We start from the raw sequence: 25,844 nt of genomic DNA on the forward strand, positions 1-25,844 counted from the left end.
TCATAATGCGATGGGAGGGGTGCGGCCGATGAGGGCGAAACCTCATACCTTCGGCTTCAACGCCACCGACGATTTGCGGCGTCTTTGGGCAAACAAGCCGATGCGTCTGGCGCTGATCGGAATTTTGTTGATTCCGCTCGTCTACAGTTTTATTTATTTATCAGCCTTTTATGACCCTTACGCCAATTTGAATAAGCTGCCGGTGGCGGTGGTGAATGAGGACCGGGGGGCGGTGCAAGATGGTGAACCGGTTCATGCCGGTGCTGACCTGGTCGATGAACTGCGAAAAGATCACACAGTGAAATGGGAATTTGTCTCCCGTGAAAGAATGAATCAAGGATTGGCGAACGGGGAGTATTACCTCGGAATCGTGATTCCCCGTCAATTTTCAGCCAAGGCCGTATCCGTAAGCAGTCCCGAGCCGCTCAAAGGGGAACTGGAGTATGTCCATGATGAGAGCAATAACTACCTGACCGAAAAAATCGGCGATTCGATTCAAAAAACGCTGGTCAAAAACCTCGATGAAAAACTGACCCATGTCTACGTCAAGGCGATATTTGATTCGCTGGCCAATTCCACCCGGGATTTGGCCAAAGCTGCCGACGGGGCCGGCCAGTTGGCGGAAAAAACGGGTGAGGCGGCAGCTGGAGCGGGGAGAATGACCGATGGACTGAGAAAGCTTCAGGCGGCGGCTGTGGAAATGGAAAAGGGACAGCTTCGCATGCTGGCCGGGCTGAACGAATTGCATCAGCATGTGGCTCAAGCGAAGGAGCAAATCAATCAGTTGCCTTGGAAGAAGATCGATGAAGCACAATCCTTTGTTCACCAAGTCAATACGGTGATTCAGCAACTGGCGGAACAGCCGCTTCCAGATCCGGGTACAACCACGGCAATGCTGAAACAAAATGCAGAGCAAGCTTCCTTTTCTTCGCAAAAAGAAAAACAGGGGCTGGAAGCATCGCAAGCTTATCTTGACCAATTGGTGCGCCAGCATCCCGATTTGGCGGCAGACCGCGATTTTGCCAAATTGAAGGAATCGCTCGCGCAAGCTGGCCATTATCAGGCGGAAACCAGCGGAAAGTTGAATTCCGTTCAGGCCAAACTGCCCGAGATCGAAAAGGATTGGTCCCGAATTGTAAGCCTGCGCCGGCAAATCGCCGATCGTTCGCAAAAAATGACCGATCAATTTGATCGTGAAGTGGCGAAAATCAAGCAAATGCGAAGCGATGCGAACCGACTGGTTGACGGCGTGAACGCATTGGCTGCGGGAGCCGGCAAGTTGGCGGACGGTCAAAACCAGATGCTGGCAGGAGTGAAAAAGTTAAAAGCGGGCTCGGAGCAGTTGGCCGGCGGGCTGGAGAAAATCGGGCAAGGGCAAGCGCAGTTGGCGGACGGTTTGAATGAGGGTGTGCAGAAAGCGAAAAACGAGCTGCAAGGCGCTGGCAAAAAGGAAGAAGTGATTTCCGATCCGGTGCGGGTGAAAGAAACTTCCCTTCATCCGGTTCCGAACTATGCGACAGGATTTGCACCTTATTTCATCTCGCTTTCTCTCTGGGTCGGGGCCATGCTCTTGTTTACCATTGTCGACCTGTACCGCGTCCTGAAGGACAAAGGGGAACCGTTATCGCTGACAGCGGGAGGACTGATCGGACTGGGGCAGGCGGCCATCCTCACTTCCGTACTGATGTTTGCGCTTGATCTCAAACCGGTGCGGCCGGGGTGGTTTATCCTGTTTGCGCTGGTGATGTCCGTCACCTTTATCGGCATCAACCAGATGTTGGTCGCGCTCCTGGGAAACGTGGGACGTTTTCTGTCGATTATCATTTTGATGTTGCAGTTGGCGTCCAGCGGAGGAACCTATCCGGTCGAGCTGTTGCCATCCTTCTTTAAAAGCATTCATCCCTACTTGCCGATGACCTACACGGTTCAGGGTTTGCGGATGGCGCTAACTAACGGGAATGTACAGGTGATCGTCCATGACCTCATTCTGTTGCTGATTGTGCTGGCCTTCTCCCTGGCGGTGACGCAAATTCATCTCCGCCTGGGCAAACCGATGATGAAAAAGGCGATTCTCAAATTGAAAAATGCATAAGCAAAAAAATCAGGCTTTCCTTTTTATCTTGGGGAGCCTGATTTTTTTTGGCACTCAATCATACGATAATAGCCGACGTGAATCTGTAAAAGTGGGAATTCATTTTGCGATTCTGCGTTTTGTCTGACATACCTTTCTTTATTCTGACATCGTGAGTTTCATCTCCGGTTTGTGAGGAGAAAGACGGAATGCTTTCTTTTATATTTTCAGTCTTTCACGCCGAAACTAATGAAGAATAAGGGAGCGGATTATCTATCAATGATAAATAACCTTATCACCTTTCTAAATCGTAATATTTACGATTTACAATTACCAGGCATCGGTATATAATGAGTAGGAAGTTTGACAGGGTGGGGAGCCCTTCTGACCGGAAATGGCTACAGATCACCGGAATCGGAATTAATCTGTTTAAAGGTGGAGTTTTTATGCGAAAAAAATGGTTGTCGATTTTGATGCTTGGGTCGGTATTCACCCTCATATTGTCCGGTTGCGGCAAGAGTGGAAACGTTGGGGCTCCGTCAGGAAAAATGCAAGTGGTCACAAGTATTTATCCATTGGAGGATTTTACCGAGAAGATCGGGGGCTCCCACGTACAAGTGACCAATCTGGTTCCGCCGGGAGTGGAGCCGCACGATTACGATCTCAAGCCCCGGGATTTGATGCTGCTTAGCCAGTCTGATCTCTTCATCTATAACGGGGCGGGTCTTGACCCTTACGCGGAGAAGGTGAAACAGTCCCTGGATCCGGAGAAGACGGAAGTGGTCAATGCAACCCGGCACATTCGTTTATTATCCCCGGAGGAGGAAGGGAAGCAAGGAGATGGCCACTCGGGAAGTTCACGTGACCCGCATGTATGGCTGGATCCGGTGCTTGCCAAACAGGAAGCCTTGGCGATCCGCGACGCTCTGATTGCCAAAGATCCCAAACACCGTGCTGATTATGAGAAAAATTACGAGCAGCTGGCCCGGCGCTTTGACCGGTTGAATCAGGAATTCAAAGAGTTGGCCGATAAGGCGCCGCAGAAGGAGTTTGCCGTTTCCCACGCCGCTTTCGGTTATCTGGCCAAACGGTACGGACTCCATCAGCTGGCGGTTTCCGGACTTTCTCCGGAGGATGAACCGAGTCCGCGGGAGTTGGAACAAATTATTCAGCAGCTGCGGGCACACCATATTCATGTCATCCTGTTTGAGACGCTGGTGAGCGGGAAGATTGCGGAAGTGGTGAAGCGGGATGTAAAAGCAGAAGCGGGTGTGCTCAATCCGATCGAAGGACTGACAAAGGAGGAAAAAGCCCAGGGGAAAGATTATTTCTCCCTCATGGAGGAGAATAAGATAAATTTGGCCAAAGCTCTGGGCGTATCCCGATGAGAGAAAATGTGGTTGAAATCAAAAATCTCCATTATTCTTATGAGGAACAGGCAGTGTTGGACGGAATTGATTTGACGGTGAAACAAGGGGAGTTCCTTGGGATTGTCGGACCGAACGGTTCGGGAAAATCCACTCTGGTCAAATGCATTCTCGGTTTGTTGAAGCCGCAGGCAGGTGAGGTGCTCCTCTTCGGCCAGCCGGTTCGCACGCTCGGGGAACGTAGCCGAATCGGATACGTTTCGCAAAAATCGAACAGCTTTAACAGCGGATTCCCCGCGACGGTAAGAGAAGTGGTTGCTTCCGGGCTGTATGGTTCACTCGGATTATTTCGCCGCATGAAAAAGCAGGACTGGGAAAAGGTGGAGGAAGTGATTGCCCAAGTAGGGTTATCGGCGTTTCGGGATCAGAACATCGGCAAACTGTCCGGCGGGCAGCAGCAACGCGCCTTTATTGCCCGGGCATTGGTATCCGATCCCCGGCTGTTGGTGCTGGATGAGCCGACAGTGGGAATCGATGCCAAATCGACGGCACAGTTTTATGACCTGCTGGCCGTCTTGCACCGGGAGGAAGGATTGACTTTGCTCATGGTGACGCACGATCTCAGTGTCCTCTCTTCTCATGTCGACCGGGTGGCGTGCCTGAATAAACGGCTTACCTTCCACGGTCGGCCGGACGAATTTGAGCGCAAGCAAACAGAGATCTTGTCTGCCACTTACGGGCATGAGATCCAATTGGTCAGCCACGGACACTAAAAAGGTAAATTCAAAATTGGATAGGAGGGTAGTGCCGGGATCCGGGCACTCTTTTCGCTATGATTGAGATGCTGTTTCAGTTTGAATGGATGCGCAATGCATGGCTGGCGGGTGTTATGATCGGCTTGATTTCCCCGCTTGTCGGTGTTTACCTCGTGGTGAGGCGAATGTCCCTCATCGCCGATGCCTTGTCTCATGTCACTCTCTCGGGTGTGGCAGCCGGGCTGTTGCTGCAAAAGGATTTTGCCTGGGCCGGGTGGCTCAATCCGATTTATCTGGGCATGGTCTTTTCGGTGATCGGTTCCGTCTTTGTGGAACAACTGCGCCGTCTGTACCGCACCTTTCAGGAGATCGCCATTCCGATCATCCTCTCCGGCGGCGTCGGTTTGGGCGTTGTTCTGATCAGTGCGGCGAACGGGTTTAATGTTGACATCGCCGGTTACCTGTTCGGGAGCATTCTGGCGGTCGGCCGGCAGGAATTGCTGTTGATGGCGGTGGTCAGCGGCATTGTTCTTCTTTTTCTTCTTATCTTTTACAAGGAATTATTCGCACTTTCTTTTGATGAAGAACATGCATTCCTGACAGGGATTCCCCGCCGGTTGCTTAATTTCTTGTTTATCGTGGTGGTTGCCCTGGTGATCGCCGCTTCGATCCGCGTGGTCGGCATCCTGCTCGTTTCCGCTTTGATGACCATTCCGGTTGCTGCCAGTTTGCAGTTTACGAACAGTTTCCGCCAGACTTGTATTTGGTCGGTGATCTTTGCACAAATCGCTGTATTATGCGGCCTGTTTGCGGCTTACTATCTCAATTGGGCTTCGGGCGGAACAATCGTCCTTGTCTCCATCGTCATCTTTTTGCTCATTTTGCTCATCAAGAAATCGCTTTTTCTATTTCGACGCCGAAAAATAGGTTAAAATAGTAGCGAGAACCCAAGAGAGGATTAACACAGGGGCGAGATACATGAATTTGCAAAAAGCGCTGGACCTGCTGAAGGAAAAAGGATATAAGAACACCGGGAAACGGGAGACGATTTTAAATATCTTTGCCGAGCAGCAGCGGTATTTGACCGCCAAAGAAGTGCTCGACCTGATGCAAGCCGATTTTCCGGGACTCAGCTTTGATACGGTTTACCGCAATCTGGCCTTGTTTGAAGAGCTGGGCATTGTCGAAGCAACGGAATGGAACGGGGAGCGCCGCTACCGGTTTCATTGCGGCGGAGAGCATCATCATCACCATATTATCTGCACGGAATGCGGCAGAACGCGTACGATCCACCTCTGTCCGATGAATGCCATTCTCGGTAACCCGGAAAATTTTGCGATTACCGGTCACAAGTTTGAAATCTATGGAGTTTGTTCCGATTGCGCACCCGGAACATCCTCCGCCCGACACTAGCAGATGCAGCAGATGGCTGGCCGGAGAGGTCAGCTTTTTTATGGAGAAGGAGCGAACGACATCATGGATTATCAAACCTTTATGCGCGAAGCATTGGCAGAAGCAAAAAAAGCGGAAGAGATCGGGGAGGTGCCGATCGGTGCGGTCGTTGTCAGAAATGGTGAAGTGATCGGTCGCGGGCACAATTTGCGTGAGACGACCCATGATCCGACAGCGCATGCGGAGATCATCGCCATTCGTGAAGCGGCAGGGGCGGTCGGCGGATGGCGGTTGAATGACTGCGACTTGTACGTTACTTTGGAACCTTGCCCCATGTGTGCCGGGGCGATTCTCCAGGCGCGGATCGCCAACGTCATCTACGGGACAGCCGATCCGAAGGCGGGGTGTGCAGGAACTTTGATGAATCTGCTTGACGACGGGCGTTTTAATCACCAGACGGCGGTGGTTACCGATGTATTGCAGGAGGAGTGTGCTGCTCTCTTGTCCGATTTTTTCCGCAGGCTGCGGCAAAAACGAAAACTGGAGAAAGAAGCGGCACGGAATCGGACAAATGAGTAAAAATGGAACGGCCAATCCGGTATAATAAAAGAACCAGCACATGATGGAAGGGGGAAGAATCATTCGGCTGTTAAAGGATAACCGCATCCTGGTTTTGCTGATGGCGATTTTGGTCCCGCTGGCCGGGGAATTTAACATCCGGCCGTTCCATGACGACTACCGGGTCAGCTTCGGAATCCCCATCTTTTTCTTCTTTTTGTTCGTCATCCGCAAAATCCATCCGGTCATCTCCGGAGTGATTGTCGGGTTTGCCGTTCTCGTTCTGCGCATCTCCCTTGATTTTTTCAATTCGGTGCCGTTTGACTTTTTATTATCCGTACGAACTCATATTCCAGCCAGCATCTTTTATATCATTTATGGTCTTTTTTTTCATTTGGCGAAAATAAACCGTTTTCAACAGGAAGCCGAAGTGATCGGGTTTTTGGGGATGGGCGTGGAGATTGTCGCAAGTTTGAGCGAATTGGCATTGCGCCACTTTTTATCTGACGAACCGTTTTCCGTACCGATGGTCGGGAAGATTGTCCTGATTGCCTTTGTGCGCAACTTCTTTGTCCTCGGGGTGATCTTTAGCGTTTTTAAAGACAAAAAAGTGCAGGAAGATCAGAAAATCATGTTGGAATCCCATTTGTATGAAGTGAATATTCACCTGGAAAAGACGTTGCAATATGCTGATGAAATCACCAAGGACGGACAGGAGCTGTACCGGCGTCTGATGAGAATCGGGTCGGCTAGCGGTCATCCCGAAGTGATCCGCCATGCCCAGGATGTGCTGGGAATGGCCAAGAAAGTGCATGATATTAAACAGGATAATAAGCGGATCATCTCCATTCTGTCCAAGCTGCTGTCCAAAAAGAGCTCCCCGGACCGGATTCGGCTGGATGAACTCGGTTATATCGTCGTACGCGCCAATCAATACTATGCCGAAAAATTGAACAAAGAGATCCACATCTCTCTTGATACTGAAAATTGCGAACTATATATTGATGCGTTTACGGTTTTGTCCCTGATCAACAATTTGGTATCCAACAGCGTGGAAGCGATCGAAAAGAAAGGCATGATCCGCATTTCCCTTCGCCGCCGCAAGAACTGGCTGACCTTCACCATTGCGGACAATGGACCGGGCATCCAGGCCAAGCGGCTGCAACGCATATTTGAAGCGGGCTACACGACGAAACTCCTCGAGCGAAAAGATCCCTTTTCCGGACTGGGTTTATCTTACGTAAAAGAAGAAGTGCAAAAGCTGGGTGGGCGCATTGAAGTGAAAAGCTCCCCGGACCGGCGCGAAACGATTTTTACCATTCACTTGCCGGTTGAGCGGTTGTTAAGGGGGTGAGACGATGCGTTTTTATATCGTCGATGATGATAAAACCACCCGATGGATTTTGGCGGAAATTATTGAAGAAGGCGGTCTCGGAGAAGTGGTGGGTGAAGCGGAGAACGGTGCGCAGATCGACAGCAATCTGCTCAGGATGAAGCGGGTTGATATTCTTCTGATCGATCAGATGATGCCGGAGCGGGACGGCCTGGAAACGATACGGCAACTGCAGGATTTTCAAGGCAAAATCGTGATGATCTCCCAGTTCAGCAGCGAGGAGATCAAAGAAGAAGCGTATGCGCTCAAGATCGAATACTATATCACCAAACCGATTGTCCGAAATGAGGTAAACCGCATCCTGACCAATATTTGCGAGATGATCCGCAAAGAGGCTCTGATCCACAGCATTACCCAGGGGGTTCTGGGGTATCAGTCGGGCCGCCTGATGGAAGGGCAAAAAGGAAAACAGCCTGGACGAAGTCTGGCCGACGCGGGAAAAGCCATCTTGAAGGAACTGTCGATCAACAGCGAGAGCGGAAGTGCCGATCTGCTGGATATTCTGCGCATTCTTGAGCGGAATCAAGAACGGGCAGGGACGGAGTTTCCGATATTGAAGGCCCTGTTTCAGCAAGTGGCCGAGGAGCGGCTGGGCACCGCGAAAAAGGAGACCGAGATTGCCAAAGAAGTGAAGGCGATGGAGGCGCGCATCCGCCGGGCGATCATTCGGGCCATGCACTATATGGCCTATCTCGGCTCGGATGATTTTCACAATATTAACTTTGAGAACTATGCGCACCGCTACTTTGATCTGGAAGAGATTCATCGCCTGATCAAGGAAATGAAAAAGAGCAAAGGTGCGGTGAAAAGCAGCGAGATGAATCCACGGGTGCAGATGCGCAAATTTATCAGCAATCTGTATGAAGATGCCAGGATGATGGCGATGGAGTAAGCCTTTTCCCCGAGTGGGGAGAGGGCTGTTTTAATTTCATTTTCATTACTCGAAAAAGTGTGTCAAATTTTTGTACGTTTTTATAGGTTTTTGTAGGTTCATTTCTATAATAAAATTACCTTCTTCACCCCCGAAGAAGAAATGAGGGTGTTTTACACGAAGGGATGCCCCGTGAAACGGGAAGGTCTTTGGCGTGTACTTTTTATCGGCTTGGTCTTGGGAATGGCGGCGGAGCAGTATCTGAATCAACACCCTTCGGCTCAAGGCTGTATCATCACTTTGTGGGATTTTTCGTTTGAAATGTTGAAAACCATGGTATTGTCTGTTGTCGGCGTATTATATTGACCATTTTTTAACCTGATAAATACGAATATTCGGAGGTGCGCGTGTGAAACGGATTAGTCTGGCGTGGCAGATCCTGATCGGTTTGGTGCTTGGGATTGCAGTAGGAGCCGTCTTTTACGGGAATCCGGCTGTAGAAACCTATCTGCAGCCGGTGGGCGATATCTTTTTGCATCTGATTAAAATGATCGTCGTCCCGATTGTCTTCTCCACTTTGGTCGTCGGTGTTGCCGGGGTGGGGGATGTGAAGAAGCTGGGCAAGCTGGGCGGAAAAACGATTCTCTACTTTGAGATCATTACCACGATTGCGATCATCGTCGGCCTTCTCGTGGCCAATATCGTTCAGCCGGGTGACGGCGTGAATATGAAACAGCTGACGAAAACGGATATTCAGTCGTATGTGGATACGGCGAATCAGCAAAACACTCACAGCTTTGTCGACACCGTTGTCGGAATTGTACCGACAAATCCGTTTGCCGCCTTTGCCAATGGCGACATGCTGGCCGTCATCTTTTTCTCCGTCATGTTCGGTTTGGCCGTTGCCGCCATCGGGGAAAGAGGAAAGCCGGTGCTGGCCTTTTTCAAAGGGGCGTCGGATGCGATGTTCTGGGTGACCAACAAGGTGATGCGGTTTGCCCCGTTCGGCGTGTTTGCCCTGATCGGGGTGACCATTTCCAAGTTCGGCATTCACTCCCTGGTTCCGCTGCTGAAACTGGTGTTGTCCGTTTACGGAGCCATGATCTTGTTTGTCATCCTGATCCTTGGGCTCGTTGCCAAATTCGTCTGCAAGGTCAATCTGTGGACAATGATCAAAATCCTGAAAGACGAATTGATCCTGGCCTATTCCACCGCCAGTTCTGAAACCGTTCTCCCGCGCATCATGGAGAAAATGGAGAAATTCGGCTGTCCCAAATCGATCACTTCCTTTGTCATTCCGACCGGGTATTCGTTCAACCTGGACGGCTCCACCCTGTATCAGGCGCTGGCGGCTTTGTTTATCGCGCAGATGTACAATATCCATATGCCGATCGAAAAACAGATCATGCTCGTACTTGTCCTGATGCTAACCTCAAAAGGCATAGCCGGAGTTCCGGGCGTTTCCTTTGTCGTCTTGCTGGCAACCCTCGGTTCCGTGGGGATTCCCCTAGAAGGGCTCGCCTTTATCGCCGGTATCGACCGCATCCTTGATATGGGACGCACCGCCGTCAACGTTGTCGGCAACTCCCTTGCTGCAGTTGTCATCTCCACCTGGGAAAAACAATACGACCGGGAAAAGGGGAATGCCTACGCCCGAGGAGAAGGGGAAGCGGCGTAAGGAGCAAAGTGAAACCATTTCCCGCCACATTCTTCACCAAGGGAAAAAGGGCAAAAACTGTTTCTCCCCTGCCCTTTTTTCCTTGACTTTTTTTTATTTATCCTATAAAATGTTTTAGTGTCTGGTACTTCATATATATGGAGAGGTGTCCGAGTGGTCGAAGGAGGCGGTCTCGAAAACCGTTGTGCGGGGCAACTCGTACCGTGGGTTCGAATCCCACCCTCTCCGCCAAAACACAAGGGTTTCGCAAATGCGGAGCCCTTTTTGTTTTTCCGGAATCGGGGAACCTTCCGATGAACTTCTAATGTTAGTCAGCTAAAGTGTTTTGATTCGGAATATTGAAAAACCAAAATAAATGTTTATGCTTGGAGTAAAAACAAAGGAGTTGTTTTGATATGGCGTCCGTCTGTCACAAGACTATACCATCAGGTGAGATCTACTGACAGCGGACATTCTCGAACGTTGATTGTAGGGGCCTTGATATATCGCAATTTTCAATACAGATTACCGAACCTTCCTTCTCTGGAGAAATGGAGTTTTAAAGAGAAGGAACTTTTCGGAGAGGAGTCTGTGTTTAGAGAAAGGAGACAAAGGAGAGCTGGGAACCGCGTGAACGGGGCAGATGGGGCTGATGACCGGATCTGCCCCTTTTATCATCTTTAATCGGGAGCAGGAGAAGAAGTAAAGTCTGTGTAATCGTTTAAAAATGCAGTTGTGAAAAATAATTGAGCGTTTCACATCGCTCAATACCGGATCAGGCAGATTCGGAGTTTTTGTACGGGGGAATCAAATAGGATGAAATGAGGGATTGGAGTGTATCAGAAAATTGTTTGTACAGGATTTATTTATCATCAGGGAAAGACGCTTATTGTGGAGCGGTCTTCACGAGAAACTTTTTTGCCCGGATATTATGAGTTGCCCGGAGGACAGGTTAATTTTGGTGAAGACCCGGGTGATGCGCTGAAACGGGAATTTCGCGAAGAAGTGGATTTAAATGTTGAAGTCGTCAAGCCGTACAAAGTCTTTTCTTATCTTTCGGAGAACGGAAACAGACATACAGTGGAAGTCGTTTTTTTGGTTAGGCTTGCAGATGACCCGGCAAATATCCGATTAAGTGAAGATCATTCTGCATATCAGTGGATTTCCGAAAATGAGGTTCGGAATTATCTCATTAGCGAAGAGACCAAAGATTCAATTTTTCGGGGATTTAAAGCTGTGCCGCCTGAAATGGTCAGTCGCTGAATACCCAATCCCCTCCTGCATGGGGATTGGTATAATGGGAGGGAAAAGGGATAAACTGTAAATCTCTTAAAGCCAAGGGAGTTGAAACAAAAAATATAATAGAGTTAACGGATCGAAAGCGGGGGACTGGAGATGAACAAAAAAGACCAGCTTATTATGGGTTTCCGGGACTTGTTCAACAAGTATGTCTCGCTTAATAAGCCTAAGATGGAAGAAAGGCTTAAGGGTTATAAGCCTTCTGAAGTGCATTGCATCGAATACATCGGAAATCATGTGCATCCCAACGTGACCAAACTTGCGGAATCCCTTTATATGACCAGAGGTGCGATAAGCAAAATAACCAGGAAGCTTATTGAAAAAGGACTGATCGAGAGTTACCAGAGGCCGAATAACAAGAAGGAAATCTATTTCAGGCTTACTGAGCAGGGGAAGGAAATATATAAAATTCATAAAGAGCTTCACAAAGAGTTTCAAGAGCGGGATAAAGCTGTATTCGAGCAGATCACCGAGGAAGAATATGACAGTATGCTTCGCTTTGTGGAAAAATACAGAAGGCATTTAGATGAAGAAATAAAGAAACAGGGTGGCAGATAGTAGACAGGAATCAATTTCAATAATGAAAATGTAATCCAATCCCGGGCAGCCCAAGTCCATTAAGGAGCAGGCTGCCTTTTTATTGTTGTTTGATTGTTGACAAGGAAACAAAAACACGATAACCTGATTATGTTTCCTAGGAAATAATAATGCCTCGTTTAAGGAGGGGTTTTATGACGAAAGATCAGACAAAAGATAGAGGATTGCCAAAAGAAATTCTCATGGCCGCCTGGGCTATTGCATTGGGAGCAATTGCGCCAATGCTTGACTCAACCATGGTGAACATCGCCGTCGACCAACTGAGTAAGGAGTTCAACACAACTTTGGACACGATTCAGTGGGCCATTACAGGTTATGTGTTAGCCCTTGCGATGGCAGTTCCGCTATCTGGATGGCTTATGAACAAATTTAATGGAAAGAAGATCTACATCGGCACGGTTATCGCTTTTGGTGTCACTTCCGTTCTTGCCGGAATCAGTTGGGACATTTCCAGTTTCATTTTCCTCCGGATCCTCCAAGGATTCAGTGCCGGGATTATCACCCCGCTCATGTCCACACTCTTGGTTAAAACAGCGGGTCCGGAAAATCTGGGGAAGGTGATGGCGATTGTCAGCACGCCCATGATCTTCGGGCCGATTTTGGGACCTGTCATCGGGGGGCTCATCGTCCAGGGGGCATCATGGCAGTGGATTTTCTTCATCAACGTATTTATCGTTTTGATTGCTGCACCACTGATGATGAGAACGATTCCGGAATTTGAACCATTCAACAGAGACAGTAAACTCGATGTTTTTGGGATGATCAATTTGTCCTTGATGAGTGCGGCATTGATCTACGGGATTACGAAAGCGGCCGACCATGCATCATTTAACAATGGCGAAACAATCCGATGGATGGGTATTGGCCTTGTTTTGGCAGCAATTTACCTTGGATATAACCGAATCAGAAAGAATCAAACCGTGCTGCCGATGAATTTGTTTGCGCACAAGAGCTTCCTGGCATCAAGCATCGGTTTGTTCTTGGCGAATATTGCCGTCATGGGTCCCATGTTAATCCTTCCGTTGTTCTTCCAAAACTTCCGTCACTTCACGGCCATCGAAGCAGCGCTTGCGTTAATCCCTCAGGGACTCGGGATGCTCGTTACCAGGCCGTTCATCGGAAAAATGATTGATAAGGTCGGAGCCAAATATGTGGTTATGGTTAGCCTGGTTCTTTCGCTGATCGGATCTGTTCCGCTTATCTTTATCACTGATCAAACAAGCATGATTTGGATTTCTGTTGTACTGTTCATCCGTGGCACCAGTTTTGGGGGAATTATGCTCCCGTTGACGAGTGACGCTTATACTGGACTTGACAGCAGACAACTTCCGGAAGCAGGTGTGGGTATCAATATTATTGAAAATCTCGGTTCAAGCTTTGGTTCGGCTGTGATTGCAACTGTTGTCGCAACTGTCGTACAGGGATCACAACCGACGATTGCGAATGGATTGAAGGGTTATCATGCCGGATTCCTGGTTTCTGCAATGATCCTTGCCATCATCTTCATTCCGGGTCTGTTCCTCACAAATAAAAAGCGAAGTGAACAAAGGGTGACAAGTGGTGGGGATTCGGGCATAAAAAAAGATTGCCGGATCCAATCCTGATCAAATGGGGTGGTTCTTTGTGGGGGAGGTCTTGACCATTTGAATTCCCTCTATGTCATCGGGCGATTTCCCGCTTTTACATTGGCCCGAACGGGGATGGTGCTGCCGATTTCTGACAGATGTGAATTGTCGGACGCACGGGTGGGGAGCCAGCCTGCCGGCAGCAGGAGTTCCGCCCGTGCGGGACAGGAACGGGGATGAGACATCCCGTGTTGAATGTCATGAATCAAGCTTGCGGAGATTAGATTTGCCCTTGAATAGTCCGCTTCAAAGCATTCATATAGCCCAGATGAAGGCTTTCGTGCGAGTTTGTGAAACTAAAGAGCGCACCAACTGTTTCGATGTTGAGGTTGTTTGGGAAGTTCAGGGGTTTTTCCAGCTTTTCCTCCAACCGGTTGGAAAAGGCCTCTTTCAATTGTGCCGTTTGTTCCCGCAATTGGGAAGTTAATGTCTCCAGCGTCGGGACTTCCCCTGTCCAGTCAGACGGTTTGGTTCCGGGCCAGAAAAGTTCTTTATAGTTTGCGGGGAGACTTTCCAAACCGAAAAACACATCAGAGACGATCAGGATATGACCTGCATTCCAGCGAATGGTATTGTTGAATCCTTGCGGCATTTGGTCGGCGACTTCTTCTGAAGTTTCCTCCAGGAATTTCAGGATACGACCCCGTAACACGTCGAAATACCCAGTCACAAAGTGTTCCATCTTCATCCCACCTATAAGAGTTGTACTCATAATCAATAACAATTATAAAATATGAAAACGAGAACGGAAATAGAAGCTTGCTGTCGGCACCGCAGGGGATGATCGCCGGAAAAAACGCTGTTCCGAACGGAAAAAGAGACACCGTGGTCACAGTGTCTCATATTGTTGCAAAGGTTTTGATTTAAAGAACAACTGGCGTTTTCAGAACCCTTTCGGTGGCGCTCACTTCAATTACCGGGCCAAAGAGATTTTAACCAATTGATCATACTGGGGATCGGGGCATCGGTGTTTTGGGGTGTCGATTTTTGTGCAGCTAAATTATTGTTCACCAAATTCACATCGACCGCCTGATAAAAGGCGTTTCCGGTATCGGCGATTTCCCAGACTCCCAAGATCACGTGATAGCCGCTGCGGTCCGTCGGAACATTGCACGTATGCGTGACTGTATTTGGGGGACGTTTTCCGTCACCAGGGTAATAACAGAAAAGCTCAAGTTCATCACGGCTCAGGGGTTTGTTCGGATTCCATCCTTTCTTGGTGATGTAATATTTCCACTCTTTTGTGGCATGCGGCGCGGTCAGGTACCATTGGAAGGTGTTTTCACCCCCGTGGATGGTGACTTTCTGCCAGCGGCTCTCTGTTTGTACGTTCAGTTCCGGAAAGCGGCCGGTTCCGGCGAGTTGCCCGTCCGGCGGGCCGGATTGCGGAAATGATCCCGGTCCTTCGACGCTCTGGGGCTCCCACTGAATTTGTCCGCAGTTTGTGTTTACCCCCTGTTTGCACAAATAAGCCCGGCTTGCCGGCGACTCGATGTAACCGTGTGCGGAGGCACTGGCGGCAAATGTCATTGTGCCGGCACCAACCAACAACATCATGATGCAGGCAGTTAGCATTTTGGACCAGAAAACTGATTTTGCCATGGAAACAACCCTCCTGGTTTAAAATACAAAATATTCTATATATAATTATTCTAATTTATATTTGTAGAGTTGTCTATACAATTGAGCGGAAAGAACGGTGGAATGGGTTTTTGATGATTTAATTCATTTTTTGTAGATAAAAATACATCAGATAAGTTGAAATATTTGATTTTTATAAAAATTACCCCTATAATAAATCATGAGTCTGATAGGTTGTCTATACCAATACTTGATGTTTTTCTTCCGCATTTTCCGTAATTTCTCATTTTGTTTTACAGGGGTGGTTCTTGCGTGATTCGATTTAAACGGCTCCGTTTTGCTGCAGTTTGGAGGGCATTGCCGAAGATGTTTCCTGTTGCGGTGATCCTGACGCTTCTGCTCAGCATTTTGCCCGCAGGTGTTTTTGCCGCAGGTAATGCGGTCACGGTTACCACCAATCCTTCCCCCGTAAGCGGCGACGGTGTCGGGAATAAGCTTCTTATCGGTTACTGGCACAATTTTGACAATGGATCGGCAAATATTCGACTGCGAAATGTATCAACCAAATATGATGTCATCAATGTCGCTTTTGCCGAGCCGACGGGTGCAGCGCCCGGTGAGGTCGGATTTACGCCATACAATGCAACTCCGGAAGAGTTTAAGGCAGATATCGCCTACCTGAACAGCATCGGGAAAAAGGTGGTCATCTCGTTCGGAGGGGCCAATGGCCATATTCAGCTTAATGATGAGACGGCAAAACAAAACTTCATCAACTCGATGTCCAATCTGATTCAAACCTATGGCTTTAATGGAATTGATATTGATCTTGAGGGCGGTTCCTTATCCTTGGCCAGCGGCGATACGGATTTCCGCAATCCGAAAACACCGGCGATTGTCAATCTGATTTCGGCAGTCCGTACGCTTTGTGATCGTTTCGGATCCGATTTTATCCTGTCGATGGCACCGGAAACGGCTTATGTCCAGGGGGGATATACCGCCTACGGAGGGCCGTGGGGCGCCTACCTGCCTGTTATTTACGGGCTTCGGGACAAATTGACCTATATCAATGTTCAGCACTACAATTCAGGATCGATGACCGGTCTTGACGGACGGACTTATACACAGGGAACAGCTGATTTCCAGGTTGCGATGGCGGAGATGTTGTTGCACGGATTTCCTGTTGCCAACAATCCCAATAACATGTTTCCGGCCTTGAGGGAAGATCAGGTTGCGATCGGTCTCCCGGCGACGCAGGCAGCAGCGCCTTCGGGAGGTTATACGTCTCCGGCTGAGATCGAGAAAGCGCTAAATTATCTGGTCAAAGGCATTTCCTACGGCGGCAGCTACAAACTCAGGAAGCCGGAAGGATACCCCGGATTCAGAGGGGTCATGACCTGGTCGGTCAACTGGGATGCAGCCTCCGGGTCCGTTTTTTCCACCAGTGTACGCAATATTCTCGATTCCCTGAAGTGAGCGCCTCTTAAAAAAATGGGTCAAGGCAAAAGTTTTGCCCCAGCAGGCACCGGCATACCGTCGGTGTCTGTTTTTCATATGGATTTAGACAGTTTGAATCTGCTAAAATAATCGGAAATGGGGAGAAACTGTTTAAAGTAAACGAAATGTGATCACTAAGGGGATAAATCGCGAGTCATCATACAGAAATTTCTTTCTGTGCAGACGCAGACAGATGCATTGATTGATCGCGATATTCCAGGGGGAGTTACATGATCAGAAGATTATCCGAACGCGACCATGATAAGTGCCTTGAATTGCTTCGGCCCAAGTCCGCAGAAAATCTCTTTATCCTTGGCGATTTGGAGGCCTTTGGTTATGAACAGGAGTTTCAGAAGGTATGGGGCGATTTTGATGAAAATGGCCGTCTGCGTGCCGTTCTGCTTAAGTACAAAAGAAATTTCATTCCTTATGCCGCTTCCGGAAATTTTGATGCCGAAGGCTTTGCTTCCATTATCTCGGAAGATGGTGATTTTGGGTTATTGAGCGGCCTGAAATCAGTAACCAGCCGGGTTTATCCTTACATAAGCAGAAGATTGGTGAAGGAGCGGGAGTTGCATTATGCGAAATTGACAGGCGACACCGCCATGTTGAAAGATGATTATCGCGAAGTGAAACGCGCCGGTTTGCAGGACATCGGCAGAATCGGGGAACTGTACAGGCAAATCCCGGAATTCGTCGACGTGGGAACGGAGAAGGATCGGGAAACAAATATGAAGAAAGGGGTTTCGCGGACTTATTATATAGAGCGAAATGGAAAAATGGTATCGATTGCCTCAACTGCGGCGGAAAATTCGTTGTCGGCGATGGTAGTCGGAGTCGCCACATTGGACGGATATAAACGGCAAGGGCTGGCCTCCAAATGCATCGGTAAATTATGTCTCGATGTTTTGGCGGAAGGAAAAGAACTCTGCCTCTTTTACGATAACCCGGAGGCGGGGCGAATTTACCAAAGGATCGGGTTTAAGGAGATCGACCGTTGGATGATCTATCTATACTAGATGAACGGTCATGGGAAAATCAACGCTGGGAAACCTCTGCCGGCGTTGATTTTCCCGTTTTTTAAAAATGGATGAGGTAGCGGAAGTACAGATACAACTGCGCGATCAGCAGCGACAGCAGGGTCAGCGGAGCGCCGATTTTCAGGAAATCCCAATAACTGAATGCTTTTCCTTCCCGTTCGGCGATATTGGCGACGACGACGTTGGCTGAAGCTCCGATCAGCGTACCGTTGCCGCCAAGACAAGCTCCCAGGGCGAGCGACCACCATAAGGCGTTGATGGCAGGGGAATCGATGGACAGACCGAGGCTGTCCGCAATATCCCGGATCAGCGGGATCATGGTGGCGACAAAGGGAATATTGTCGATGGTAGCCGAAGCAAAGCCGGATCCCCATAGAATCAGCGCCGAGGTGAGAGGGATATCGCCATGGGTGAGATCGAGTGATTTGACGGCCAAATATTTGATCACCCCTACTTCCTGCAAGCCTCCAACCAGAGTGAACAGTCCGATGAAAAAGAAGATCGTGACCCAGTCGACTGAGTCCAGAGCTTCTTCCGCTTCTTCTTTGTTCAAGCCCACGATCATTAGGAGAGTGGCCCCGGTGATGGCGATGATCGAGGCTTCCAGGTGGATGACAGAATGCAGAAGAAAGGCGAGAATGGTCAGCCCCAGAATGATGAGCGATTTTCTCATCAGAGCCGGGTTTTTAATATAGTCGCTTTCATCCAGTTCCATCAGTTTTTGCACGTTTTTCCCCGGGATGGTCAGCTGTCGCCGATAGATCAGGTAAAGAACCAGGAGAGTGGCGATCATGATGATCAGTACGACGGGGGAGAGATGGAGCAGGAAGTCATTAAACGACAGATGTTTATTGGCCGACCCGATCATGATATTGGGCGGATCGCCGATCAGTGTGGCCGTACCGCCGATATTGGAAGCGAGAATTTCCGAGATTAAAAACGGGGTCGGGTTCAATTCGAGAATATTGGTGATGGCCAAGGTGACGGGAACCAGTAACAAAACGGTGGTCACATTGTCCAAAAAGGCCGAAGCGACCGCGGTGAAAACGGAAAGGATAATCAGGATGCGTACCGGATTTCCCTTGGCCGCCTTGGCCGATTTGATGGCAACATATTGGAAGATGCCGGTTTTGTTGACGATCCCTACGAGAATCATCATGCCGATCAATAGCGTAATGGTATTCCATTCAATATATTTTTCAAAAACCTGATCGAGGTTAAGGATTCCGAATACGATCAGCAGTGCACCGCCGAAGACGGCGATGGCCGACCGGCTGGCTTTTTCCGTGATAATAATGGCGTAGGTGATGAGGAAAATGGCAACGGCAAGTATGGTAGGATTCATTGCATCAATCATCCTTTCGCCCTGAAAAAGGGTCCTTTTTAGTTTTGCCAAAAACTCCCAATAAACATGCAAAAGGAGCCTGCTGGTGACAGGCTCCTCCAAAACATCGATCTTATTAAATTTAAAATAATTATATGCGAAAGATGAAAAGGTGTAAACAAAAAAGGGGATTCCGGTACAAAAGATGTTAAAATCCTAGGATAAGACTGCTTTGTTTTCCAATACTTCATTCACGTCTTTATAAGAGAGACCGTGTGCTTCGGCTACAGCTTTGCAAGTGAGTTCGCCGTTCACGGTGTTGAGTCCTTTGGCGATGGCGCGATTTTCCAGCGCAGCCCGTTTAAATCCTTTATTGGCGATTTGCAGTCCGTATGGTACGGTTACGTTGGACAAAGCCAATGTCGATGTACGGGCGACGGAGCCGGGGATGTTGGCCACGGCATAATGGACGACACCGTGTTTTTCGTATGTCGGATTACTGTGGGTGGTGATGCGGTCAATCGTTTCAATCGATCCGCCCTGGTCGATGGCTACGTCAACAATGACCGAGCCGGGTTTCATCGATTTTACCATATCTTCCGTTACCAGGCGTGGTGCACGGGCTCCGGGGATCAACACAGCGCCGATGAGCAGGTCTGCGCGTTTCACCGCTTCGGCCAGGTTGAAAGAGTTGGACATTAAGGTTTTCACTTGTCCGTGGAAGAGATCATCCAACTGGCGCAGACGGTCGGCGTTGATATCGAGGATGGTTACGCTTGCTCCCAAGCCCAAGGCCATTTTGGCGGCGTTTGTGCCTACGACGCCCCCGCCGACGATCACAACTTCTGCCGGCAGTACACCGGGTACACCGCCGAGGAGAACCCCTTTTCCGCCATTTGGTTTTTCAAGGAAGCGGGCGCCGATTTGAATCGACATGCGGCCGGCCACTTCGCTCATCGGGGTGAGGAGCGGAAGAGAACCGTTTTCCAACTGAATGGTTTCATAAGCGATCGCGTTTACTTTATTTTCGAGCAGGGCTTTGGTCAGCTCCGGTTCAGCGGCAAGATGGAGATACGTATACAAGGTTAATCCTTCGCGGAAATAGCCGTATTCTTCCGGAAGCGGTTCTTTTACTTTGATTACCATGTCGCCGGCCCAGGCTTCACGGGCGGTGGAGACGATTTTGGCACCGACGGCGATATAATCCTGGTCAGTAAAGCCGCTGCCGAGACCGGCTCCGGTTTCGATGTGAACCTCATGACCGTTGTTTATATAGGATGCGGCCCCGGCCGGTGTGAGTCCGACCCGGTTTTCGTTGTTTTTGATTTCTTTTGGTACTCCGATAATCACGGGTGTACCCCCCTTTACGGTGAATTTGGTTTTTAACCCCGAGTCAAGTGTAAAGGAAATTTGAAGCGATTCCATTAGACACAATGTCAAAAATAGAGGCGATTTATTGGACAATTCGCATGGGGGTGGTTAGCGTTGCACCTGGAACCGGTTCTGACGGTAAGGGATGTTTTAAACCGGCCTGTTTTTAAAAATGCGGAGGTGATCGCGGGAAAAAAAGGATTAAACCGCCGGATTCGCTGGGTACATATACTGGAGGTATCGGAGTTCGGCTCGTTGATCAACGGGGAAGAGATGATCTTGTCCACTGGGATAACCTTTCAATCCTCCGCGGCTTCTCCCGCGTCCTATTTAAAACGGTTGATTGATCAGAATGCTTCCTGCCTCTGTCTGGAATTCGGGTATTACTTTCACTCGGTTCCCCCGGACTTAATCGAGATTGCCGACCGGCATGATTTCCCGCTGATCATTTTTCGCGAGGAAATCCGCTTCGTCGATATCACGCAGGATTTGCATTCCATTATCATCAACCGGCATTATCACATGCTGCAAAACCTGGAAGCCCTTTCCCGCGAATTTCATCGCCTGACGCTGAAGCCGAACGGAACGTATAACATTTTGCACATGCTTTACGAAAAAACAAAGTCACCCATCATCTTTCTGCCCGTCAAGGGGAAACCTTTGCTCGTTCCGGAAAAAAATTCGCGGGAGCAGGAGGAGTTGTTTTGCTTTTTGCGTGAGCGGCTCAACATGAATGGGGGACCGGGCGAGCCGGAATCCCGTCCGCGCCGCTTTTCCTTCAGGGAGAAAAAAATCCTGGTGCAGCCGGTCAAGGCAATGGGGCAAATCTGGGCCCATATCGGCATGATCTGCAACCGCGAACCGCATCGTTATGATGATCTGATATTGGATTGGTCTTCCCTGGCGATTGCCCAGGATTTGCTGAGAAAGCGGTATATCGAGGAAAGGCGGCTGCACTTTGAACACGTGTGGGTGGATGATCTGTTGCAGCGGAGAATTGAAGAGGAGCAACTGCACAGCCATCTCGGCATGGAATATAACAAACTGAAGGGGCTTAACAGCATCGTCTGCCTGATTGAGTTCGGCCTTTCGCAAGAGCCGGAACCGCTCTGGGACTTGCACGAATTTATCCGCTACGATTTTTCGCTCATGACCCGCTCTGTTTTTGAACAGTACCATTTTCGCGTTTTCATCACTATGAACAACGGCTTGATCACCGTCATCGCCTTCGATCTTCGCCCGGATAAACCATGGAAAACAAGATTGCAGCAAGCAGTGAAACAGATCCAAAAAGCCGATTTGGACCGGAAGCAGGACCTTCAACTGAATATAGGGGTGGGAAGGCCCTATCCGGGCTTTACCGGCGTCCATCACAGCTATAAGGAAGCCAATCAGGTTTTGATGCTGAATTCGGAACATCGTGCCGGATTCCTTTTTCATGAAGAACTGGGCATCTTTCAACTGCTCCTGAATTTAAAAGACAGCGAAAATGTGCTGCCGGCCTTTGTCGAGAGGTATTTGGGGCCATTGATCGCCTATGACCGGGATAAGGGAAGCGATCTTCTCCATACGCTGAAAGTTTATCTCGATTATGATTGCTCCAAAAAGCTGGCGGCCGAGCATCTTTTTATCGCGCGACAGTCGCTTTACTACCGCCTGGAGAAGATCAAGGAACTGCTGGGAGAAGATGTGATGTCACCGGAAAATAAATTGGTCCTCAATGTTGCGTTGCGGGCCTGCAAGCTGCTGTATCCCGACCGCTTCAACAAAGACCGGGCGCATCTCCGGCAAACGGGGGAACACTGAAAGCAACAAGCAGGTGCGGATGAGATCGTCCGGTTTGTGAAGAAGCACACGTTTGCTGTTTTTACCGCGGTTTGCCAAAACACCGGAGATGCGGTTTCATCTGCTTTTTGTCTTGACGATTTGGACGCGTTGATCAGCCGTGTGGCCGGATCCGGCCTTCGTTCAATCGTTACAGGGAGATTGATGCTGATCCGGCCTTTGTTTTCCAATCCTGACTGAGGGATCGCTGGCCGCCTGATCGAGCACCCGTTGTTTTAAGTGCATGATCCAGTCCAATTCGTGTTCGATCTGCTTTTTTTGGAAGCGAACCACTTCCATAACGAACGGATTTTGTGAATGAGCGCTTTCGATTTGGTGAAAATGATTTCGTTCTTCTTTCAGCACATCCTCCCTCTTTTGCAGAATTTCAAATTGCATGTCGCGATCAAGCCGGTTGAACAAAGCCACTCTCACCATAAATTCGGCTTGGCTTGCGGCTAACTTATCAGGAAAATCGCGAATCATCTCACAAAAAATTTCTTCCCCGACATCGGTCAGGAGATAGATATGGCGTTTTGGTTTGCCCTCGGGCTTAACCACTTCCTTGGAGATCGCCCCCATTTCCAGGAAGCGGCGCAAAGCCGGGTACAACAAATTGTTATTGATTTCAAAAGACTCTCCTAACGCTTCTTGAATGTTTTTCTTTATTTCATATCCGTGCTTGGGGCCTGACAGAAGCTGTTCCAAAATGAGAAGCTCAACATACATTTGGGATCACCTTTTTATGAATTTTTTGCAATGGGGTTCCCCTTGCCTTGTATATATGTTAATTTAACATATGTAAGAGGTTGATCACAGGGGAGGGATTTTTGTGAACACGATGGATGAAACCATTCTCTTACATGAAATATCAAAGCTGAAATCAAAGCAGGAGCAATGGGAACCTTTTTCGTGGTATAAGGAGATGCGGGAGAAGCAGCCCGTTTATTACGATGCCGAGCAAGATGTCTGGAATGTGTTCTTATATGATCATGCCAAGCGCGTTTTGTTTGACCACCACCTTTTTTCCAACCGGAAAGAACGAAGTTTGATTCCTGTTCCCAGAAACAACAGCCGCACCAATCTCAACTTTTCAGATCCTCCGGAACATCGGAAACGACGTGCGCTCGTTGCCAAAGCGTTTACTCCCCGCAGTTTGCAAACATGGGCCCCCCGCATTCAGGCCATTGCCGATGAACTGATCGCTGAGATGGAAGGGCAAACGATTGTCGATATCGTTCAAAAGCTGGCAATTCCTCTTCCGGTGATTGTCATCGCCGATCTGCTGGGCGTCCCTTCCAAAGACCGTCAGTTGTTTAAAGCCTGGTCGGATATTCTCTTCCTCCCGTATGCAGCCGAAACCTATGATCACCTCATTGAACAAAAAGCCCGGGCCATGAAGGAGTTTCATGAATATCTGCATCCGATCGTGCAGGAAAAAAGGAAGAATCCGGCAGACGACATTATTTCGGATTTGATCCGTGTTGATTATGAGGATGAACCGTTGACTGATGAAGAGGTGGTCATGATCAGCAGGGGCCTGTTGGCCGCCGGGAATGAAACAACGACCACGCTGATCTCCAATGTGTTTTATTCCCTGTTGGTGGATTGTCCGGGCCTGTATCAGGAGCTGCGCAGCGACTTGTCTTTGGTTCCCAGGACGATTGAGGAAGTGTTGCGCTTCCGCTTTCCGATCGCCATGGATCGCAAGGTGGCACAGGATACCGATGTGTTTGGACACAAGATGAAGAAAGGGCAAATGGTTGTGGCCTGGATTGCTGCCGCCAACCGGGATGAATCCCAATTTGCCCGCGCGGAACAGTTTGACATCCATCGTGCAAACAATCAACAGCATCTCACATTTGGGGCAGGCCCGCATTTTTGTTTGGGTGCCCCGCTGGCCCGGATGGAAGCAAACATCGCTTTGACTACGTTTGTGAAGAAGTTTGCTGATATTCAACTGGTCGACGGATTTGAGGTCACGGAACATTTGGTTGAATCGGCCACAGGTCAATCTCTTAAAAGTTTCCCGATCCATTTGGTAACGCAATGAGGAAAGCGCACAAGGAATGTCCCCTCAAAACCCCGGATATGTGACTTCATTTCCAGTTCAGTATAAAAGATCATCTGCTTGCAGAAAAGAGACCCCCGGCCCTCTTGATCGGCCGGGTTTTCTTTTTATGCCCGTTAACCCTTTTATTTCCAAACAACCCTTTATTTTGCTCCTTTCTCCCTCTTTTTTCAGTTAATCCATCATAATAATCTAAAAATACAGACGGATGATACATAGGATTTTTGTTTATAATTTTAAAGAGTATTTTATTATATAAGATAAAAATAGATAGAATTGATTGTCGATGGCCAGAAGGGCACTGGTTCTTTGGCAGGGAGAAGGAGATGAAAACGAAGGGGGATTGTGTATATTCTTTTGTTTTTCAGTTTTGATCAATTGGCGAAATCAGTTTTGCGAAGCCGGGGAGAAATGGTGTCCAAAAATGTTCATAAGTTATTCGATTTTTATATTATAATTTTAATCGTAAAAATTTATAGTTTGATTCGATTGGTCATTCAGAGGGTCCGGAGCGGTGCAACTCATGTTTTACATTTCTGTGAAGTCGGTGGGGAGTTGCTGGTGGTTTGCTGAATTGGTCTAAAGTTCTCCATATGATTTCCTTTACAGTTTCTTTATAATGGTGTTAATTTATACAGGCATACGCGGGGCTAAAGGAGGTACTTCTGTGGCTTGGGACTTTCAGTTGTTTAAAGCGATTAACGGTTTGGCAGGACAGAATGCTCTTCTTGATTATCTGTTTATGGGATTGACAGAATTTGGTCCTTATCTGTATGTGCTTATTTTGGTCATCCTGCTTCTGCGTTCGTCCACCCGGATGACCGCGATTAACGGTTTTGCCACGGTTGCAGTTGCGATGGGGCTCAACTTCGTGATCGGGCTGATTTATAATCGCCAGCGCCCGTTTGTGGCTCATCCCCACGATGTACATTTGTTGCTCCAACATGATCCCAACGCATCGTTTCCAAGCGACCATACGACCGGAGCGATCTCGATTGCCGTTGCGCTTTGGGGTTATAACCGGAAGCTCGGCATTTCTCTGTTCATATTGGGGATTTTGATCGGATTCTCCCGCATTTGGGTGGGGCATCATTATCCGACGGATGTGCTGTCCGGAATCGTGGTCGGGACCTTGGTCGCTCTCTTTATCCGCTGGCTAGATCATAAGCTGTTCGGGCCGATTCCGGTGAAACGGAAAAAAACGGCATAATTTGGCACTGGTGAAATGTTCAGCTTCCATTTTGGAAAGCATGGGCAAAATGCGGGAGTGGCGTCCCGCGGCTGACGTTTGAAACGTTGGTGACAAGGGGACATCACAAGCCGCTCGGCCATGCACTCCAAAGAAAAGGATTCTTGCTTCAATTTCGCAAGAATCCTTTTTTCTTTCATCAGCAATTCCGATGTAATCTTCGCTTGAACCATTGTGAATGACTAACACATTTTGATGTCCTGATCTTTTCGCTCATGAGGTCATAAAATGGCTTGATCTTTCGAATAAATAAATGATGCCAACCAAATTCTGTTTCCCCAGGAATAAATAAAGTTGCCCGATTT

23 protein-coding genes, 1 tRNA gene and 1 pseudogene are annotated in these 25,844 nt (G+C 48.7%); 20 read left to right on the forward strand and 5 right to left on the reverse strand.

Features of this window, described 5'->3' with window-relative positions:
* Positions 1-28: 28 nt before the first annotated feature.
* From I8U18_RS08815 to I8U18_RS08885, 15 genes are all read left to right on the forward strand, one after another.
* Positions 29-2,092: a YhgE/Pip family protein gene (locus I8U18_RS08815; RefSeq protein WP_052154315.1), complete on the forward strand. Its 2,064-nt coding sequence runs from the start codon at positions 29-31 to the stop codon at positions 2,090-2,092.
* A 425-nt stretch (positions 2,093-2,517) separates the two neighbouring features.
* Complete coding sequence (locus I8U18_RS08820) at positions 2,518-3,459, forward strand: metal ABC transporter substrate-binding protein (RefSeq protein ID WP_033101626.1); 942 nt, start codon at positions 2,518-2,520, stop codon at positions 3,457-3,459.
* On the forward strand, positions 3,456-4,211 hold the full coding sequence (locus tag I8U18_RS08825; protein ID WP_198055603.1) for a metal ABC transporter ATP-binding protein: 756 nt from the start codon (positions 3,456-3,458) through the stop codon (positions 4,209-4,211). Before I8U18_RS08820 ends, I8U18_RS08825 begins: the two co-directional genes overlap by 4 nt.
* A 59-nt stretch (positions 4,212-4,270) precedes the next feature.
* Positions 4,271-5,125, forward strand: a complete 855-nt coding sequence (locus I8U18_RS08830) for a metal ABC transporter permease (protein ID WP_198055604.1) — start codon at positions 4,271-4,273, stop codon at positions 5,123-5,125.
* Between the two features lie 46 nt (positions 5,126-5,171).
* Positions 5,172-5,606, forward strand: coding sequence for a Fur family transcriptional regulator (locus I8U18_RS08835; RefSeq protein ID WP_033101602.1), 435 nt, complete (start codon positions 5,172-5,174; stop codon positions 5,604-5,606).
* Between the two features lie 63 nt (positions 5,607-5,669).
* The gene (gene tadA / locus I8U18_RS08840) at positions 5,670-6,164 is read left to right on the forward strand and encodes a tRNA adenosine(34) deaminase TadA (protein WP_052154313.1); all 495 of its coding nucleotides are present in this window, start codon (positions 5,670-5,672) and stop codon (positions 6,162-6,164) included.
* 40 nt (positions 6,165-6,204) lie between these two features.
* Positions 6,205-7,497, forward strand: a complete 1,293-nt coding sequence (locus tag I8U18_RS08845) for an ATP-binding protein (protein WP_198055605.1) — start codon at positions 6,205-6,207, stop codon at positions 7,495-7,497.
* Positions 7,498-7,501: 4 nt separating this feature from the next.
* Entirely contained in the window at positions 7,502-8,428 is a 927-nt protein-coding gene (locus I8U18_RS08850; RefSeq protein WP_198055606.1) for a DNA-binding domain-containing protein, read from the forward strand.
* 147 nt (positions 8,429-8,575) lie between these two features.
* Entirely contained in the window at positions 8,576-8,773 is a 198-nt protein-coding gene (locus I8U18_RS08855) for a hypothetical protein (RefSeq protein ID WP_198055607.1), read from the forward strand.
* Between the two features lie 43 nt (positions 8,774-8,816).
* Complete coding sequence (locus I8U18_RS08860; protein ID WP_198055608.1) at positions 8,817-10,085, forward strand: cation:dicarboxylate symporter family transporter; 1,269 nt, start codon at positions 8,817-8,819, stop codon at positions 10,083-10,085.
* 139 nt (positions 10,086-10,224) lie between these two features.
* A tRNA-Ser gene (locus tag I8U18_RS08865) sits at positions 10,225-10,316 on the forward strand.
* A 582-nt stretch (positions 10,317-10,898) separates the two neighbouring features.
* Complete coding sequence (locus I8U18_RS08870; protein ID WP_198055609.1) at positions 10,899-11,327, forward strand: NUDIX domain-containing protein; 429 nt, start codon at positions 10,899-10,901, stop codon at positions 11,325-11,327.
* A gap of 132 nt (positions 11,328-11,459) precedes the next feature.
* Complete coding sequence (locus tag I8U18_RS08875) at positions 11,460-11,921, forward strand: MarR family transcriptional regulator (protein WP_033102202.1); 462 nt, start codon at positions 11,460-11,462, stop codon at positions 11,919-11,921.
* Positions 11,922-12,094: 173 nt separating this feature from the next.
* Entirely contained in the window at positions 12,095-13,564 is a 1,470-nt protein-coding gene (locus I8U18_RS08880) for an MDR family MFS transporter (protein ID WP_052154425.1), read from the forward strand.
* 39 nt (positions 13,565-13,603) lie between these two features.
* Positions 13,604-13,765: a hypothetical protein gene (locus I8U18_RS08885; protein ID WP_198064694.1), complete on the forward strand. Its 162-nt coding sequence runs from the start codon at positions 13,604-13,606 to the stop codon at positions 13,763-13,765.
* Between the two features lie 40 nt (positions 13,766-13,805).
* Here I8U18_RS08885 and I8U18_RS08890 read toward each other — a convergent pair whose 3' ends face one another.
* Both I8U18_RS08890 and I8U18_RS08895 read right to left on the reverse strand, forming a co-directional pair.
* Entirely contained in the window at positions 13,806-14,267 is a 462-nt protein-coding gene (locus I8U18_RS08890) for a DinB family protein (RefSeq protein ID WP_052154424.1), read from the reverse strand.
* A 227-nt stretch (positions 14,268-14,494) separates the two neighbouring features.
* The gene (locus I8U18_RS08895) at positions 14,495-15,187 is read right to left on the reverse strand and encodes a lytic polysaccharide monooxygenase (protein WP_052154423.1); all 693 of its coding nucleotides are present in this window, start codon (positions 15,185-15,187) and stop codon (positions 14,495-14,497) included.
* A 345-nt stretch (positions 15,188-15,532) separates the two neighbouring features.
* On the opposite strand from I8U18_RS08895, the gene I8U18_RS08900 reads away from it, so the two are divergent.
* Together I8U18_RS08900 and I8U18_RS08905 are read left to right on the forward strand one after the other, a co-directional pair.
* Entirely contained in the window at positions 15,533-16,639 is a 1,107-nt protein-coding gene (locus I8U18_RS08900) for a chitinase (RefSeq protein ID WP_198064700.1), read from the forward strand.
* 251 nt (positions 16,640-16,890) lie between these two features.
* On the forward strand, positions 16,891-17,679 hold the full coding sequence (locus I8U18_RS08905) for a GNAT family N-acetyltransferase (protein WP_033102199.1): 789 nt from the start codon (positions 16,891-16,893) through the stop codon (positions 17,677-17,679).
* A gap of 61 nt (positions 17,680-17,740) precedes the next feature.
* Here I8U18_RS08905 and I8U18_RS08910 read toward each other — a convergent pair whose 3' ends face one another.
* Together I8U18_RS08910 and ald are read right to left on the reverse strand one after the other, a co-directional pair.
* A complete protein-coding gene (locus tag I8U18_RS08910; protein ID WP_033102210.1) occupies positions 17,741-19,045 on the reverse strand; it encodes an ArsB/NhaD family transporter in 1,305 nt (434 codons plus the stop codon).
* Between the two features lie 195 nt (positions 19,046-19,240).
* Complete coding sequence (ald, locus tag I8U18_RS08915) at positions 19,241-20,374, reverse strand: alanine dehydrogenase (protein WP_033102198.1); 1,134 nt, start codon at positions 20,372-20,374, stop codon at positions 19,241-19,243.
* A 135-nt stretch (positions 20,375-20,509) separates the two neighbouring features.
* Between ald and I8U18_RS08920 the strand changes: the two genes are divergently transcribed.
* A complete protein-coding gene (locus tag I8U18_RS08920; protein ID WP_232330999.1) occupies positions 20,510-22,201 on the forward strand; it encodes a PucR family transcriptional regulator in 1,692 nt (563 codons plus the stop codon).
* 243 nt (positions 22,202-22,444) lie between these two features.
* Here I8U18_RS08920 and I8U18_RS08925 read toward each other — a convergent pair.
* A pseudogene (locus I8U18_RS08925) lies at positions 22,445-22,948 on the reverse strand (PadR family transcriptional regulator); the annotation flags it as partial.
* Between the two features lie 103 nt (positions 22,949-23,051).
* On the opposite strand from I8U18_RS08925, the gene I8U18_RS08930 reads away from it, so the two are divergent.
* Both I8U18_RS08930 and I8U18_RS08935 read left to right on the forward strand, forming a co-directional pair.
* Entirely contained in the window at positions 23,052-24,272 is a 1,221-nt protein-coding gene (locus tag I8U18_RS08930) for a cytochrome P450 (protein WP_033102195.1), read from the forward strand.
* 685 nt (positions 24,273-24,957) lie between these two features.
* Positions 24,958-25,500, forward strand: coding sequence for an undecaprenyl-diphosphatase (locus I8U18_RS08935; RefSeq protein ID WP_052154422.1), 543 nt, complete (start codon positions 24,958-24,960; stop codon positions 25,498-25,500).
* Positions 25,501-25,844: the final 344 nt, after the last annotated feature.

It is taken from the genome of Thermoactinomyces sp. CICC 10522 (genome assembly GCF_016055075.1).
Taxonomy (GTDB): Bacteria; Bacillota; Bacilli; order Thermoactinomycetales; family Thermoactinomycetaceae; genus Thermoactinomyces_A; species Thermoactinomyces_A daqus.